The organism is Paenibacillus sp. FSL H7-0714 (genome assembly GCF_038003765.1).
Lineage (GTDB): Bacteria > Bacillota > Bacilli > Paenibacillales > Paenibacillaceae > Paenibacillus_AQ.
The window spans coordinates 5,452,349-5,467,952 of record NZ_JBBOPT010000001.1 but is presented as its reverse complement, the minus strand read 5'-3'; the positions used below and the strand labels follow the sequence as shown (position 1 = coordinate 5,467,952).

Sequence of the window (15,604 nt, the reverse complement as noted above, 5' to 3'; positions counted from 1 at the left end):
AATGAAATGAAGAGGACTTTATTCTACTATGAGTACACGAAACAGCAGTTTACCTCCACGAGCAAGTGGTCAACAACCGAATAATAGAAAACAGCCTGTGAAGGGTGCTCCTAAGAAAAAAAAGAAGAAACCGCAAAAGAGAGGCTTTTTTGGCAGATTAGTTAGAATCCTGTTAACCTTACTCATTATTGCGATTCTTGGCGTATTGGGCTACGGGGGCTATCTGTACTGGAAGCTTGAAAATGGGGTCTTTAATGCAGGTAGTAAAGGAACGGTTGCGCCAGGACATTCGGCTACAGAAAAACCACTGACGATGCTTATCCTGGGTACGGATAATAGACCAAAACATCAATCTAGATTGACAGATGTTATTATGGTTGCAGCGCTTAATCCTAAGACAAAATCAGCAACCATTGTCTCTCTTCCGCGCGATACCTTAGTTGAGCTCAATGGATACAAGCAAACGAAGATTAACGAATTCTATGCTCGCTTTAAGGGGAAAGAAGATTCTTCTGGCATTTTGGCAGAAGATGAGATGAAGACAATGATGGGCAAATATCTAGATATTGACGTAGATTATACAACGATTCTGGATTTTCAAGGCTTCCGCGATGTGGTGGACGAGCTTGGTGGAGTCAAAGTCAACATTAGCGATAATATGTGTTATACAGACAGCGTTGACGGTACGAATATCAATTTGAAAAAAGGTCCGGCGGAGCTTGATGGAGATAAAGCGCTAGATTATGTGCGATACCGTAAATCTAATTGCAAGCCTAAGACTAAGGGTTCAGACGATTTTGATCGGAACAAACGTCAGAATGAGGTCCTTCATTCACTGGTGGATCAGATGCAATCGCTTGGTGGAGTATTAAAAATAGGCAAGGTACTTGACGCAGTGGATAGTAATATGAAGACTGATATCGAAAATTCGCAGATTAAAGATATGATTGCGACTTATTGGAAGATTTCCAAAGATGATATCGAATTCAAGCCCGTGACTGGAACGTGGCGAAGTCCGTATGTATATATTAATGATGAGGAGCTTGAGGCTGCCAAGAAAAGCTTGCAGGATCGATTAGCAGGAGTTTCTGCTAATTCCACTTCAGAATCCACTGAGGCGCCTTAAAATCCTTAATAACACTTCGCCCTAAAATTGAATGCAAGTTTCAGCCTGTGCTATAATATAATAAATTGAATGAATTTACGCCGCATAGGGGGCCAGTACTTATGTCCGAAGCCGTTGCTCAGCTGAACGAAACCTTGTTATCGATGCTGCAATCGGAAACTTTTGTTCTTCTCAACACAGTTGATGCGGAATCAGGAGGTCCAACGTCCACGGCCATTTCGTGGATTTATGCAGTTAGTCCTAGTACTGTGCGTCTGGCTGTAGATCATCGTTCCAGACTCGTGAACAACATGAAGGTCAACCCGTTAGTAACCGTCACTGTGTTCGGTGAGGGCACTGTCTATGCTATTAACGGCAATGCCGTTGTAAAGCAGGATCCACTTCAGGATGTACCTTTCAAGATGTGCTGCTTTGATGTTGAAATTATGGCGGTGCGTAACGCGCTTTTTTATGGAGCGCAGCTTGAATCCGCCCCAAGATATGCAAAGGTTTATGATGGACGTGCCGCTGAGAAGCTGGACGGACAAGTATTTGCTGCCATGAAAAAAGCCTAGTGAGAATATCACTGGGCTTTTTTTGTCCTCTACTGTGCATTTTTAATCGGCTTAGTATCCTCTGGCAGCTGCGGCATGATTCGACCGATGATATCAGCCAGTTCGGATGAGAATCCGGAAATTGGATGTCCCTGAGAGATATGACGGCTCATGTCCGCTAAGCGGCTGGAGAGATCCATATCGGCAGTGACAAGTGCACGTACGCTTCTAGGGTCTTTGCGGATAGCTTCCGCTACAGAATATTTAATGCTTCCAACACGTGATCGGTCTAGAGAACCTTCTACGTCAAGACCTACAATGGCTACCTTGTTCATGACTACACAGTGTGCACCATTCACACCAGGAACTCTTTTGGCCAACTGTTCAAAATGGTCCTTAAGTGCAATTTCACTTTCGCCCTTAACACTGACGGTGTGACCAGCTTTTGAGGTGGCCTTAGGATTAGTTGCACCATCGTTGGCCAATTGCCGAACCTCATGGTTTCCCGTACCCTTTACAGCATTCGCAGATTGTTTATTCTGAGGAGAGGGTGATGTCTTTTTATTAGCGATACCGCAGCTTGTCAATAGCAGCAGTACCAGCAACAGACACATTGATTTTCTCATATGTGATTACTCCTTTCAGCCAAGATCGTTTCTGTACCTTATCTTTTCCCTTGGCGGAAAGAGTTATGTATGATCAATCAAACCAGGCGCTGTGGAGGGGATAATATGAACAAGATATTTGTGCTAGATACCAACGTGCTTTTGCACGACCCCAATTCGATTTTCTCTTTCAAGGAGCATGAGGTGGTTATTCCGGCGGTTGTGCTGGAAGAAATCGACTCCAAAAAGCGCAACGCTGACGAAATCGGTCGAAATGCCCGCACGGTTTCCCGATTGCTCGATGGACTTCGTGAGCTAGGTCATTTGCATAGTGGTGTGGAGCTGGAGCATGGAGGCAAGCTGAAGGTAGAACTTAACCATCGCAGTTTTGTGAAGGTACAGGAAATGTTTGGTGAGGTATCTAACGACAATCGGATTTTGGCTGTAGCTCTCAACTATTTAATCGAAGAGAAAGAGAAGCCTGATCCGCGTCCCGTAGTGCTTGTGAGTAAGGATGTGCTGGTTCGCATTAAAGCGGATGTGCTAGGAATTACGCCAGAGGATTACTTATCAGATCGTACTGGAGATTTAAATGAACTTTACACTGGTTACCAATCTCTGCAGGTACATCCGGCATTGATTGATGAATATTACAGTCACCGCTCTTTAACGGTTAAACAGCTCGGGTTGTCGTATCCCTTGTACCCTCATGAATTTGTGATCCTCAAGGATGAGATAGGCACGGGCAAATCAGCTCTTCTCAAAGTGAATAGTGATGCGACCCGTCTGGAGCCGCTTTATCTGGGCAATGATTCAGTTTGGGGGATCAGCGCCCGAAATGCTCAGCAACGAATGGCATTGGAGCTGCTTCTCAATGATGAAATCCCGCTTGTAACCATTACGGGTAAGGCTGGTACAGGGAAGACATTATTGGCGCTTGCTGCCGGACTATTCAAAGTTGAGGATGAGCATAAATACAAAAAACTGCTTATTGCTCGTCCAGTAGTTCCTATGGGTAAAGACATTGGTTATTTACCCGGAGAGAAGGATGAGAAGCTCAGACCCTGGATGCAGCCTATTTATGATAATCTGGAGTTTCTGTTCGACACCAAAAAAGCTGGCGATATCGATAAAATCTTAATGGGCTTAGGCAGCATTCAGGTAGAAGCCTTAACTTATATCCGTGGCCGTTCAATCCCTGCGCAGTTCATTATTATTGATGAAGCTCAGAACCTTTCCCGTCATGAGGTGAAGACAATCGTCTCCAGAGCGGGTGAAGGAAGTAAAGTGATTCTTATGGGTGATCCGGAGCAAATCGATCATCCGTATCTGGATGCTGCGAGTAACGGACTTAGTTATATTGTTGAGAAGTTTAAGCAGCAAGGGATTAGCGGACATATTACTTTGGAAAAAGGCGAGCGTTCCCGCCTGGCCCAATTGGCAGCGGATCTTCTCTAACCTTCAATCCTCTTTTCAGCCGGGAGAAGCATAAACTCCCGGCTTTTTCCTGCCCGCCCAGAAACGGCGGAGGAATTTGGTAGGTTATGATACATAAATGGAGAGCGGTTAGCGGAGGGGGAGGAATTGTTCTGGAGAAGCGACAGCGCTCGCCTTTGTCTTCAGATTTATACCGATAAGATATATAATCAATAAATCTGGGGACAACAGCGATCGGAAGAATAATCCGCACACGGAGCGCCCTTCGCACACCAAAGAATTATGCACGAATAAACTCCTCCGTCGTTTCCCCTATATAATAGAAAGAGAACGTTTTCACATTCTAAAGACAAGCAGCGGCGGGTTTGGTAAAATAGGGGTGACGAATCATGGGGAAGGTGGGGAATTGTGCTGAAACGCAAAAATTATTGGCTGCTTTTTGCAATTTTACTACTATCGCTGACAAGCTTGTCGCCCAGTATGGAATTGAGTACCAATAACGACCCACATCCTATGAAAAAACCACAAAGTCAGTCGACAAACCCTTCTTCAGGGGAAGAGGGAACTATAGATAGCCTGCGCATAACAGTATCGTTAAATAGTGAGGAATTCAATGAACTGGAGCTTTTAAGCAATCGTTATACTTTAGAAAGTGGAGTAAAGGTAATATTAAGAAATATTGATAGCGAGGATGCAGACGAAGTTTTGAAGCATGATCTAACCATCGGGGATAGCCCGGATATCGTTATGGCGGATGGACGAAGTATTCTCGACTGGGCAACACGTGGATATTTATTGCCGGTGGATGTGTATCAGAGCATTCCGGGAACTGCACCGTTAACTCAGTTAATCCCATGGATGCAATGGAACGGATATAATTGGGGAGTGCCGCTGGATATTGACCCTTATGTACTTGTTTATTCACCACAGCGTCTTGTGGAACTGGGATTCACTACCTTACCAAGAAGTCTGGAACAGTGGAACACGTTGCTTCAGAATGTGCTTAAAGAGCAAGGGAAATATTTGCTCGCAATGGATACACGTAATCCATATGGATTATCCGCTGTTATGGAGAGTATGAACAGCAGCTTGCTATCGGATAACCAAGAAGTGATAAATTGGACTCAGAATGCTCGCAGTTATTTTTACCTTACCAGTCGATATAACAAAGATGTTTGGGATATGATTCAGAGCGGAAGCGTTGCTGTTGCTGCTCTACCGCTATCTGAGTGGAAAAAACACGGGAATTCGTCTTTAGTTGCTGAAGCACCACTGACCGCAAGTAACGGGAGAGGACTTGAATCTTATTACAGCCGTTCCTTTGCACTTCCAGCTCAATCCCCAAATCCAAAGGAAGCCGTGAGTTGGCTGACGTTTATCACTTCTGAGGATTCTCAAATGGATTGGCTGGAGAACACGGGAAGCTTGCCTGCGCTGGATGTCCTATATCGTTCAGAGCATGATTTCAAATATAGGCTTCCTTTTGGAGTCGAATTATTACTGACAGAAGAAACCGCCCCGGAGGTCGAATTCCAAGGCGGCTGGAGTAAGATTGTTGAAGCAGTATCCTTACTGCTTACAGGAAAAATTGATGCGGCTGGGTACAAAGATTTCATCAAGGAAGGCTTAGAATGAGATAGAAAGTTTAACTTGGAGGACGCCTTCTTTACTATCTACTTCTGTGGCGCGGAGGAAAGAAACGATTTTTCCAGGGTAAAAGCCTAAATCAAATTCCTCCTCAAGTGTTCTTCTAGTGGTATCAGGTAATTCGAGACCATTAAATACAACATGATCTACTTGGAATATAAGTCCGTTGATGGGTTCTTCCTGTATGATGTAGTGACCGGTTAATGAAAGGGCTAAAGCTCCACTTTTTCCTGTGGCAGTAATCGTTCCGTCATTAAAATGAAATGCGAAATCGTTAAATAGCTTATTCTGGGACTGAAGGAATTCGTTTAAATCCTCTTCCTTCAGATTCAGAACATAAGTCATCCCCTTACGAGTAAGAACTCCCTCTCGATTCTGGACAAACTGCGGTAATTTATTCATTGCGGAAGACAATGCTTTGAAGTAGGTCTTTACCTCGCGCAAACCAATATTCTCCCAATATAATGTGAATTCTTGAAGTAGAGCGCTCATATTATCAGGATCACTACTGTCTTTAATCCCGCCTTCAATTTCTTTATTGAGCGCGGCTACCCGAATTTTCTGTTCCTCCAGAGCGGTTCGCAGCTGTGCAAGATCTTTCGAGCTGCGCTGTGCAGTCTGGAGGGTCTTCTTTAGATCCTTATATTGGTCCTCGTATTGTGTGAGAATGTTGCGGTCATTTCCGATAATAATTTCATAATAATCAAATAGTGCCAGAAATCTGCTAATGCTCTTCGCGGATAGAAATGCGGTCAAGAGACCGTCTCTATCCCCCATATAATAAGAACGAAGGACCGCGCCTGCACGCTCTTGTTGGTTTGCGATGGCAGATTTTTTCTGGATAGCTTGCTCTTCTAGGTAATCTACCTTTTCTTCAAGCGCTTTTTGTTCAGCTGTAATCTTGATGATCTCCCGTTCGATTTCTGCGGAAGATAAGGTCTGCTCCAGAAGTTTACGGGTTTCTTCATTATCTGGTATAGAGGAATTGAAAAAAGAACCGCTAGGATCGGCAGACAGGTACATCGTAGATTGTAACGGAAACAATGTACAGCAGAAGAGAATTAGTATGGTTGCCATCATGCGGCTTTGGGCATTGCGGGAGCGCACCACACCACCACCTTTTTTTGAAATTTAAGATAAAAATTTATCTGTTTCACTCCATAAATCATCCTTCTATTTCTCGTAGAAACGGAAACTGTCTGTAAAAGACGGCAAAACCGGTTCTTCCTGAATGGATATATGTATGTACTAATAATATGTTTAACCCTTCTAAAATAGCATACATACAAAAAATCCCCACAAAGTGAGGCTATCCTTCAATGCGTACACAGGTATTTGAGGGACCTCATATATAATATATTAACTGATAAACAAAAAAACGGAAGTGATCCTTATTAGATAAGGACCTCATCCGCTTCAAGAGAGCACTGCAATTTATAGTGGAAGACCCATTTGAAAGATCGTCCAATAGCTGAAACCGGTGAAAGTCAAAATCATGTATGCCCAGAAAAGTAGGACATAAGTTTTTTCAGTAAACTTCAAATAACCGAGAATTACGAAAAAAGCGGTTTGCAAAAAGAAAAGCAAGGCCATTTCTGTCAGACCTCCGGCGAAAGCCATCAATCCAATAGCCAATGTAAAAAAACCTAATACCCGAAACATGCGGTCCAAGAGAGAGTCCCCCTTCCAGTATGTATCTCACGAATATTCCTTCGACTTATTATACCCGTTCAGTAAAAATGTGTAAACGAATTCATTGAAAAAAATACACTAATCTTGAAAAAATGTGATTTTTATAATTGACTGAAGTGATTAGTGCTTGAAAAAAGAGAATTTATTACTTAAAGCGTATGATGTGGGCAGATAATGGAAATACAATTTAGTATCAAATAGATTCTATGAACTCTATGAGAAGCATAGAAATGGAGTAAGCAGCTTTTATCCCTATTCACTACCCGGCAGAGCTGTCGGTTATGGAGATGGTTATTTCAAGATGTTGTTAGGAGGTTTGGTTGGATGACAGCCGTTAGACAGGATGCTTGGAGTGCAGAAGATGATCTAATACTGGCAGAAGTAACCTTGCGCCACATTCGGGAGGGCAGTACACAACTTGCTGCTTTTGAAGAAGTGGGTGAGAAAATCGGCAGAACGTCGGCTGCTTGCGGATTCCGCTGGAACAGCTGTGTTCGAAAAAGCTATGAAGGTGCAATTGGAATCGCTAAAGGCCAACGTCAAAAGAGAAGTTACCTGAAAAAGCAACCGTCGGTAAGAGGAGCGCAGGTAGCGGGTCTGATTCTCGGGGATACCGATGAGGAATTCGGACGAGGCGAAGGATTAAGTGAAAACACATTATCCATTGATGCGGTTATACGTTTCCTGAGACAATGGAAAGGTACGATCCAGGAGGCAGGACGCCAGCTGAAAATGCTGGAGAGAGATTTGCGCGAGAAGGAAGATGAATTAACAGAATTAAGATCTGAGAATGAGCGGTTGTCAAAAGAGGTTAATCTTGCTCAAAGTGACTACCGGGTAGTCAATGATGATTACAAAGCTTTAATTCAGATTATGGATCGTGCGCGTAGGCTAGCTTTCTTAAACGAAGAAGAAGAAGAAATGAAGACTCGTTTCAAAATGGATGGGAACGGAAATTTAGAACGTATTGAATAAAAGATAGGCAAACTAAAACACCCGTAAGTGGTTCGCTTTATTAGCGCCATTTGCGGGCGTTTTGGTTTTGTATTGTCATTTATGGAGGACGACAACGGCGGTTCTTCTTGGTATATTAAGGCTATACTTAGAAAAATTGCGCTTGAGATCAACAGGAGGATCAGATGAAAATCGATATAATCGGTGCGGGTTCACTTGGGCTGCTTTTGGCAGGGAGGCTGACCCAGTCCGGGAATGAAGTGAGATTGTGGTGTCGAGGGGTAGAGCAGTGCCGGAAATTAAAAGATGAGGGCTTAACTGTGAGCTATGAGGATGGGCGCGATCCAATTTCGATTTCGGGGGATCGATTTGTGTCCGCACCAATAGAGGGATTCGCAGATGCCTATCTCCGTGAGCCCAGTGATTGGATCATAGTAACGGTTAAACAGGACATACTACATAATGTTTTACCTGAATTTCTAGCCCCTCTTAGGGAACAACAGGTACACATCATTTGTTTTCAAAATGGCATTGGACATATGGAGATGCTCAGTAACTTGCTGCCGAAAGCTAATTTATATGCTGCCGTAACAACAGAAGCTGCGAAGCGAAAGTCTTTAACTGAGGTCATTCATGCAGGTGCGGGGGAGGTATGGATAGGGAAATGGAGCTTAAAGGATGGACAAGCCCATAGTATACATACTGATTTACAAGTGAATTATTTAATAGAAGTTCTCATTATGGCAGGATTCTCAGCCTTTTTGTCGAATGAAGTGGATACCATGATTTACCGGAAGCTCCTAATCAATGCCGTTATTAATCCGCTCACAGCGATTTGGCGTATTCCAAATGGTGAACTGCTTGCTTCAGAAGAGCGCCTGCAGTTAATGAAAGAACTTTTTAGAGAAGCTACTATGGTATATGATGCCTTCGGAATTACTTATGATCATGATGCGTGGGATAACATTCTTAAAGTGTGCAGGACAACGGCTGGCAATACTTCGTCTATGCTGGCAGATGTTCTAGCTTCAAGAAGCACAGAAATTCATTGGATCAATGGAAGTCTTGTAGAAATGGCAGAACGCACTGGAACATTGGTTCCTTTACATCGCTTGATCTGCCAATTAGTTGAGGGAATATAGGTATGATCTCGGAGGAGAGGTGAAGCTATGGGATTGCTGATGAATTCGGTCGGTACTTTAAGTTTGATTCCAATAATACCGTTTTTAATTGTTTATTTCATTGGAAGAGGCTTAAAAAAAGATAAAAAGAAAACTTTTATGCACGCTATGGACGTGACTACATTTTTTTTATTATTATCGGTCTCCGCATTATTTAACAACTTGTTTAATAACGGTTTTGGGTTTTATCTTATACTACTTATTGTATTAATATCCACTGGATTGATTGGAGGCGCTCAGAATCGACTGAAAGGAAAAGTAGATGGGAAGCGGTTATTTCGGGCAGTTTGGAGACTTTCCTTCTTTTTTATGAGCGTCGGATATTTATTATTTATGTTTGTAGGGCTAATTAAGTACATATCACAAGCGATGTAATGTTCCACTGCTCCGGTGAAGCGGCAACGTCACAAAAGTTTAAAGTTTTAATAAAAAAAGAATTTTCTGAAAACATACCACTAGATTTTTTTGACCACTGGTTGTATAATCATAAACCATATACCACATTCTATTTAGGGGGAACTGCTAGATGAAGAAGAGTAAAAGTCTATTGCTAATGCTTGCATTAGTACTTGTTATCGGCACAGTGCTTGCTGGCTGCGGCGGAAACAACGCGAACAGCGGCAATAAAGGTAACGCTGGTAACACTGGTAACACGGGAACTGGTAATGCGGCTACAGAAGAGAAATTGGCTGCGGACCAAACACTGAGAATCAACCTAAGCTCTGAGCCTCCAACATTTGACCCAGGATTGGCTCAAGATAGCCAAGCTAACACAGTCCTGAAGACTATGTACGAAGGTCTGACTCGCATGAATGATGAATCTGGTCAAGCTGAACCAGGTGTTGCTGAAAGCTGGGACATTTCTGCTGACGGTCTGGTATATACTTTCAAACTCCGTGATTCACAATGGAGCAACGGCGATCCTGTAACAACAGAAGACTTCGTTCGCGCTTGGAAACGCGTGCTCGATCCTGCTGCTGCATCTGCAGCGCCTTACGCTTATCAATTGTACTACATCAAAAACGCTCAAAAGTATTACAACAAAGAAATTACAGATTTCAGTCAAGTTGGTGTCAAAGCGGTTGATGAGAAAACTCTAGAAGTTACTCTTGAAGCCCCAACTCCATACTTCCTTGGATTGCTTTCCTTCTATACTTATTACCCAATTCACAAATCCACTGAGGGTAATGCTAAATGGGCAACAAGTAAAGACAGTATGATCGTTAACGGTGCTTTCACTCTTACTGAGTGGACTACTGGACAAACGCTTGTTGTATCTAAAAATGATAAATATTGGGATAAAAATGCCATTAAACTTAGCAAAATCGACTTCTCCCTTGTAAACAGCGGTGCAACTGAACTACTCAGCTACAAGAATGGTGAATACGATCGTGCCGGTGGACCAACTGGTGAAATTCCATCAGAACAAATTCCAATCGTGCAAAAAGAACTTCCAAAAGAATTCAGCCGTAAAGGTATTGCTTCCGTATACTACTACGAATTCAATATCACTGAAAAACCTTTCACAAACGCTAAAATCCGTAAAGCTCTTGCAATGTCCATTAACCGTCAAGCTTTGATTGACAATGTAGTACAAGGTGGACAATTCCCAGCATTCGGTTATGTACCTCCGGGTATCGCTGGTGCTGATGGTGAATACCGTACAGCAGTTAAAGATAACTACTTCACTGAAGATCTAGAACAAGCTAAAACTTTGCTTGCTGAAGGTCTGAAAGAAGAAGGTATGGATAAACTGCCTACATTCTCATTGACTTACAACACAAGTGAAGGTCACAAGAAAATCGCTTTGGCGATTGCTGATATGTGGAAAAACAACCTTGGTATCGACGTACAAACCGTTAACCAAGAGTGGGCTGTATTTATTGAAAACCGTCAAAACCTGAACTACCAAGTTGCACGTGCTGGTTGGACTGCGGATTACAATGATCCAATGACTTTCCTTGATATGTGGGTAACAGGTGGCGGTAACAATGACACTGGTTACGCTAACCCTGAGTATGACAAATTGATCAGCGAAGCTAAAGCAAGTACTGACTTGAAAGAACGTCAAGACAAGTTTGCAGCAGCTGAGAAATTGCTCATCGAGCAAGATCAAGTTTTGATTCCATTGTACTACTACACTAACAACTCCCTGACTAAAGAGTACCTCAAAGGTGTTACTCTTGACTTCAGTGGTGCAATTGACTTGACTCGTGGATACTTGCTTGAGCACTAAGATTTTGCTCTGGTAATTTAAACAGAATAGTTAGTTGACTGAAGTAACACAATACTTCGGGATATATATGTGGAACTCCATATATATCCCTTTTTTTTGTATTTCCGTCTATTTGTTATTTATTGTTATTAATAACATATTTAGAAAATGGACAAAAATCCGTTTTTTTCATAAAATCAATATAATGCTCTAAAAAAATTGTCGGAGGAGGTGTGATGGGGATGGTTCGTTATGTCGCAAATAAATTCTTTTATATGTTGGTTTCATTATTTGTACTGATTTCAGCAACTTTTTTCTTAATGAAAGCTATTCCAGGGGATCCGTTTACTTCTGAGAAAAAGGTACCGCCAGAAATTAAAGCGCGTTTAATGGAGCAATATGGTCTGGACAAGCCGCTCTCTCATCAGTATTTTAAGTATTTAGGTGATATTGTCCAAGGTGATCTGGGTGTATCCATGAAACGCCTGAATCAAGATGTATCACATTTGATCGGTCAAACCTTTTCAGCGTCGCTGAAGCTGGGACTCGTCGCAATTGTTGTGGCGGTTATTGTTGGGGTTCTTCTCGGCATGTTAGCGGCACTCTATCACAGAAAGTTTCTTGACAGCGCCGCGATGGTGTTGGCAGTTCTGGGGATTGCGGTTCCGAGCTTTGTAGTCGCGTCATTATTACAGTATGTGTTCGCTTTCAAATTGGGTTGGGTACCGGTTTCAGGTTTTAAAGGGCCAATCTATTATTTCCTACCTGTAGCAGCGCTCTCGGCGCAACCAATAGCATTTATAGCTCGGTTGACCCGTTCAAGTATGCTTGAAGTTCTGAATGCGGATTATATCAAAACGGCTAAGGCTAAGGGATTAAGCTGGATGGCAATTCTGAGCCGCCATGTACTTCGTAATGGTATCCTGCCAGTTGTTACTTACATGGGTCCTATGACAGCTAACATCGTAACTGGTTCGGTTGTTATCGAGCAGATCTTTGGTGTTGGGGGTATTGGTAAACAGTTCGTGGAAGCGATTGGTGTCCGTGACTATACCGTTATTATGGGGATAACCATTTTCTATGGTGTACTACTCATGGTGGCCCGTTTCATTACTGATATTGCTTATGTATTGATTGACCCACGTATGAAATTAAGTGGAGGAAAGGAGGGCTAAAGAGTGGCATCTGATAATAACTTGTTAAAGAACATGAATCTAAAACCGGAAGACTTTCAAAAAGTCGGTGTAGATGAAAAAGAAGCCGAGGTAATTCAGCGGGAGAGTCTCTCTGCCTGGAAAGATTCTTGGCAACGGTTGCGTCAAAACAAAATGGCGATGACCGCGCTTGGGATTCTAGGCTTGATCGTGCTTGCAGCGATTATCGCTCCCTTATTCTCGAAATATAACTATTACTCCAATGACTTGATGAATACCAATAAGCCCCCTTCCTCCGATCACTGGTTTGGAACGGATGATCTTGGACGTGATATTTTCGTTCGTACTTGGTACGGCGCACGGATCTCCTTGATCGTTGGTCTAGCTGCGGCAGCCATCGACTTGTTTATCGGTGTTATCTATGGAGGTATTATGGGCTTCTTCGGCGGCCGTGTAGATAATATCATGAACAAATTCTCTGAAATTTTGTACTCCATTCCTTATCTGCTTGTTGTAATTTTGCTTTTGGTTGTGCTTGAACCAAGTCTTGGTACCATCATCCTGGCCTTAACCATTACGGGTTGGATTACGATGTCGTGGATTGTACGCGGTGAAATTATGCAGCTCAAGAATCGCGAGTTCGTATTGGCTTCTCGTTCCATGGGTGCAGGTTCTGCGAGACTGTTGTTCAAACACCTTCTGCCGAACGCAGTGGGTCCGATTATTGTAACGATTACACTTTCTGTACCAAATGCAATTTTTGCTGAGGCTTTCCTAAGCTTCTTGGGTCTTGGTGTACAAGCTCCTATCGCTTCACTTGGATCTATGATTAACGATTCACTCACCGGTTGGTTGTACTATCCATGGCGTTTCCTGTTCCCTGCCATTCTGATCAGTTTAACCATGCTCTCTTTCAACATTTTCGGTGATGGTCTTCGTGACGCGCTTGATCCTAAGCTGAAAAAATAGGAGGGTTATGGATGGAACCTATTTTACAAGTCAAAGATTTGCATGTTTCGTTTTTTGTTAAAGGCGGAGAAGTGCAAGCTGTCCGTGGTATGAATTTTGAAATTGGCAAAGGTGAAACGGTTGCCATCGTCGGCGAGTCCGGCAGCGGTAAGAGTGTAACTGCACAATCGATTATGCGGTTGATCCCTTCCCCACCCTCTAAAGTGAAAAAGGGAGAAATTATTTTCCAAGGACAAAATCTGCTAGACAAAAGCATGAAAGAAATGGAATCCATTCGCGGTAAAGATATTGGCATGATTTTTCAAGACCCGATGACTTCTTTGAACCCAACCATCAAAGTGGGCAAACAGATCACTGAAGTTTTGATTAAACATCAGAAAATGTCAGCGGCCGAAGCGAAAAAGCAAGGTATTGAGATGCTCAAATTAGTTGGCATCACAAATGCTGAGGCTCGCTTTAACCAATATCCCCACGAGTTTTCAGGCGGTATGCGCCAGCGTGTAATGATTGCAATCGCGCTAGCCTGCCGTCCGGCTTTACTCATAGCGGACGAGCCTACAACGGCTCTTGACGTAACCATTCAGGCGCAGATCATGGAAGTTATGAGAGAGATGCAGCAAAAACTAGGTACCTCCATCATTTTGATTACCCATGATCTTGGCGTCGTTGCCGGTATGTGTGATCGGGTTATTGTAATGTATGCAGGTGAAGTTGTAGAGACTGGAACAAGATGGGAAATCTTTAAGAATCCACAGCATCCATATACCAAAGGTCTGCTGCGCTCGATGCCGCGTCTGGACCAAAAGAAGGGCGAGCCGCTCATTCCGATCATCGGCACACCGCCAGATCTGATCAAGCCGCCGATCGGCTGTCCGTTCACCGCGCGTTGCAATGAAGCAATGCATGTTTGCGAACAAATCGATCCCGGCGCCACAGAATTCAGCGAAACGCATATGGCGCGTTGCTGGAATCTGCATTCGATGGCCAAGGAGGTGCAGTACTCTTGAGTAAGAACCTAATAGAGGTAGAAGGTCTTAAGAAATATTTTAATGTAGGTCAAGGCAAGGTTCTTAAGGCTGTTGATAATATTAACTTCTCCATCCGTGAGGGCGAGACGCTTGGAATGGTAGGGGAATCCGGTTGTGGTAAGACTACTGCTGGACGTACAATTCTTCGCTTGTATGAGCCAACTGCCGGAAGTGTGAAATATAATGGTACAGACATTTATAAATTGCCTTCTAACAAAATGAAAGCAATGCGCCGTGACATGCAGATGATTTTCCAAGATCCGTACGCATCACTTAACCCGCGTTTTACGGTTTCTGATATCATCGGCGAGGCACTGGACATTCACGGAATGGCTGGCAGTCGTGCAGAACGTAAAAAACGGATCGAAGAGCTGCTCGATATGGTTGGTCTTAACCATGATCACGCTACTCGTTATCCGCATGAATTCTCTGGTGGACAACGCCAACGTATTGGGATTGCCCGTTCGTTAGCGGTAAATCCTAAGTTCATCGTTTGTGATGAGCCGATTTCCGCGCTTGACGTATCCATTCAGGCTCAGGTCGTAAACTTGCTTAAAGAATTGCAAGATCGTCTGGGATTGACTTATCTTTTCATCGCGCATGATCTGTCCATGGTTAAACATATCAGTGATCGCGTAGCAGTTATGTATTTGGGTAAAATGGTAGAATTGGCGGAAAGTGAAGAGCTTTATGCAAATCCTATCCACCCTTATACCAAATCTCTCTTGTCAGCTATTCCAATTCCGGATCCGGAAATTGAAGTGAACAAGAAACGTATTCACTTGCATGATGAGCTTGGTAGTCCTATTTATTCTGCTAACGAAAAGAGCAATGATAGTGACTTTGAATTAGTAGAAGTATCCAAAGGACACTGGGTAAGCAAAAAATTTGCTTAAATCTATAGCGAGTATTAGACAGGCGGGAGCGTTATGCTCTCGCCTCTTGTATGTAGTGGGGATATTTAATAATCATTTTAATGGATAAGAAAATAAAACGGCTGCTCTTGCATTGCTTTTTTGCAGGTATGTAATTCTTTTGACGCGGCCCCTGACTTTGGATACAA

At 43.1% G+C, this 15,604-nt stretch carries 15 protein-coding genes; 12 read left to right on the top strand and 3 right to left on the bottom strand.

From position 1 onward, the window contains the following. Positions 1-28: 28 nt before the first annotated feature. Together NST34_RS24515 and NST34_RS24510 are read left to right on the top strand one after the other, a co-directional pair. Positions 29-1,126 (top strand): LCP family protein, encoded by a 1,098-nt coding sequence (locus NST34_RS24515; RefSeq protein ID WP_042190896.1) that lies wholly within the window; start codon positions 29-31, stop codon positions 1,124-1,126. A 101-nt stretch (positions 1,127-1,227) separates the two neighbouring features. Next, positions 1,228-1,680 carry a pyridoxamine 5'-phosphate oxidase family protein gene (locus NST34_RS24510; protein ID WP_042190894.1) on the top strand — a complete coding sequence of 151 codons (453 nt, stop codon included), beginning with the start codon at positions 1,228-1,230 and terminating at the stop codon, positions 1,678-1,680. 29 nt (positions 1,681-1,709) lie between these two features. On the opposite strand, the gene NST34_RS24505 is transcribed toward NST34_RS24510, so the two are convergent. Continuing rightward, positions 1,710-2,285, bottom strand: a complete 576-nt coding sequence (locus NST34_RS24505) for a YhcN/YlaJ family sporulation lipoprotein (protein WP_042190892.1) — start codon at positions 2,283-2,285, stop codon at positions 1,710-1,712. 105 nt (positions 2,286-2,390) lie between these two features. Between NST34_RS24505 and NST34_RS24500 the strand changes: the two genes are divergently transcribed. Beyond that, positions 2,391-3,722 (top strand): PhoH family protein, encoded by a 1,332-nt coding sequence (locus NST34_RS24500; protein ID WP_042190890.1) that lies wholly within the window; start codon positions 2,391-2,393, stop codon positions 3,720-3,722. Positions 3,723-4,109: 387 nt separating this feature from the next. Then, positions 4,110-5,336, top strand: a complete 1,227-nt coding sequence (locus NST34_RS24495) for an extracellular solute-binding protein (protein ID WP_341128922.1) — start codon at positions 4,110-4,112, stop codon at positions 5,334-5,336. Here the strand turns inward: NST34_RS24495 and NST34_RS24490 are convergent. Beyond that, positions 5,328-6,455 (bottom strand): coiled-coil domain-containing protein, encoded by a 1,128-nt coding sequence (locus tag NST34_RS24490; protein ID WP_256721654.1) that lies wholly within the window; start codon positions 6,453-6,455, stop codon positions 5,328-5,330. The two genes, NST34_RS24495 and NST34_RS24490, sit on opposite strands and share 9 nt — an antisense overlap. Before the next feature lie 327 nt (positions 6,456-6,782). Further along, a complete protein-coding gene (locus NST34_RS24485) occupies positions 6,783-7,019 on the bottom strand; it encodes a DUF2626 family protein (protein ID WP_042130273.1) in 237 nt (78 codons plus the stop codon). A gap of 345 nt (positions 7,020-7,364) precedes the next feature. Between NST34_RS24485 and NST34_RS24480 the strand changes: the two genes are divergently transcribed. From NST34_RS24480 to NST34_RS24445, 8 genes are all read left to right on the top strand, one after another. Next, positions 7,365-8,015 carry an RsfA family transcriptional regulator gene (locus tag NST34_RS24480; RefSeq protein ID WP_042130271.1) on the top strand — a complete coding sequence of 217 codons (651 nt, stop codon included), beginning with the start codon at positions 7,365-7,367 and terminating at the stop codon, positions 8,013-8,015. A 164-nt stretch (positions 8,016-8,179) separates the two neighbouring features. Beyond that, complete coding sequence (locus NST34_RS24475) at positions 8,180-9,136, top strand: ketopantoate reductase family protein (RefSeq protein WP_341128921.1); 957 nt, start codon at positions 8,180-8,182, stop codon at positions 9,134-9,136. Between the two features lie 27 nt (positions 9,137-9,163). Then, entirely contained in the window at positions 9,164-9,550 is a 387-nt protein-coding gene (locus tag NST34_RS24470) for a DUF3397 domain-containing protein (RefSeq protein WP_341128920.1), read from the top strand. Between the two features lie 151 nt (positions 9,551-9,701). Then, positions 9,702-11,411, top strand: a complete 1,710-nt coding sequence (locus tag NST34_RS24465; RefSeq protein ID WP_341128919.1) for a peptide ABC transporter substrate-binding protein — start codon at positions 9,702-9,704, stop codon at positions 11,409-11,411. Positions 11,412-11,632: 221 nt separating this feature from the next. Next, the gene (locus tag NST34_RS24460) at positions 11,633-12,565 is read left to right on the top strand and encodes an ABC transporter permease (RefSeq protein WP_076284768.1); all 933 of its coding nucleotides are present in this window, start codon (positions 11,633-11,635) and stop codon (positions 12,563-12,565) included. A 33-nt stretch (positions 12,566-12,598) separates the two neighbouring features. Then, entirely contained in the window at positions 12,599-13,513 is a 915-nt protein-coding gene (locus tag NST34_RS24455) for an ABC transporter permease (RefSeq protein WP_042194363.1), read from the top strand. Positions 13,514-13,524: 11 nt separating this feature from the next. Next, positions 13,525-14,520 carry an ABC transporter ATP-binding protein gene (locus NST34_RS24450; protein ID WP_042190876.1) on the top strand — a complete coding sequence of 332 codons (996 nt, stop codon included), beginning with the start codon at positions 13,525-13,527 and terminating at the stop codon, positions 14,518-14,520. Continuing rightward, positions 14,517-15,437, top strand: a complete 921-nt coding sequence (locus NST34_RS24445; RefSeq protein ID WP_042190873.1) for an ABC transporter ATP-binding protein — start codon at positions 14,517-14,519, stop codon at positions 15,435-15,437. The genes NST34_RS24450 and NST34_RS24445 overlap by 4 nt, the downstream gene beginning before the upstream one ends. Positions 15,438-15,604: the final 167 nt, after the last annotated feature.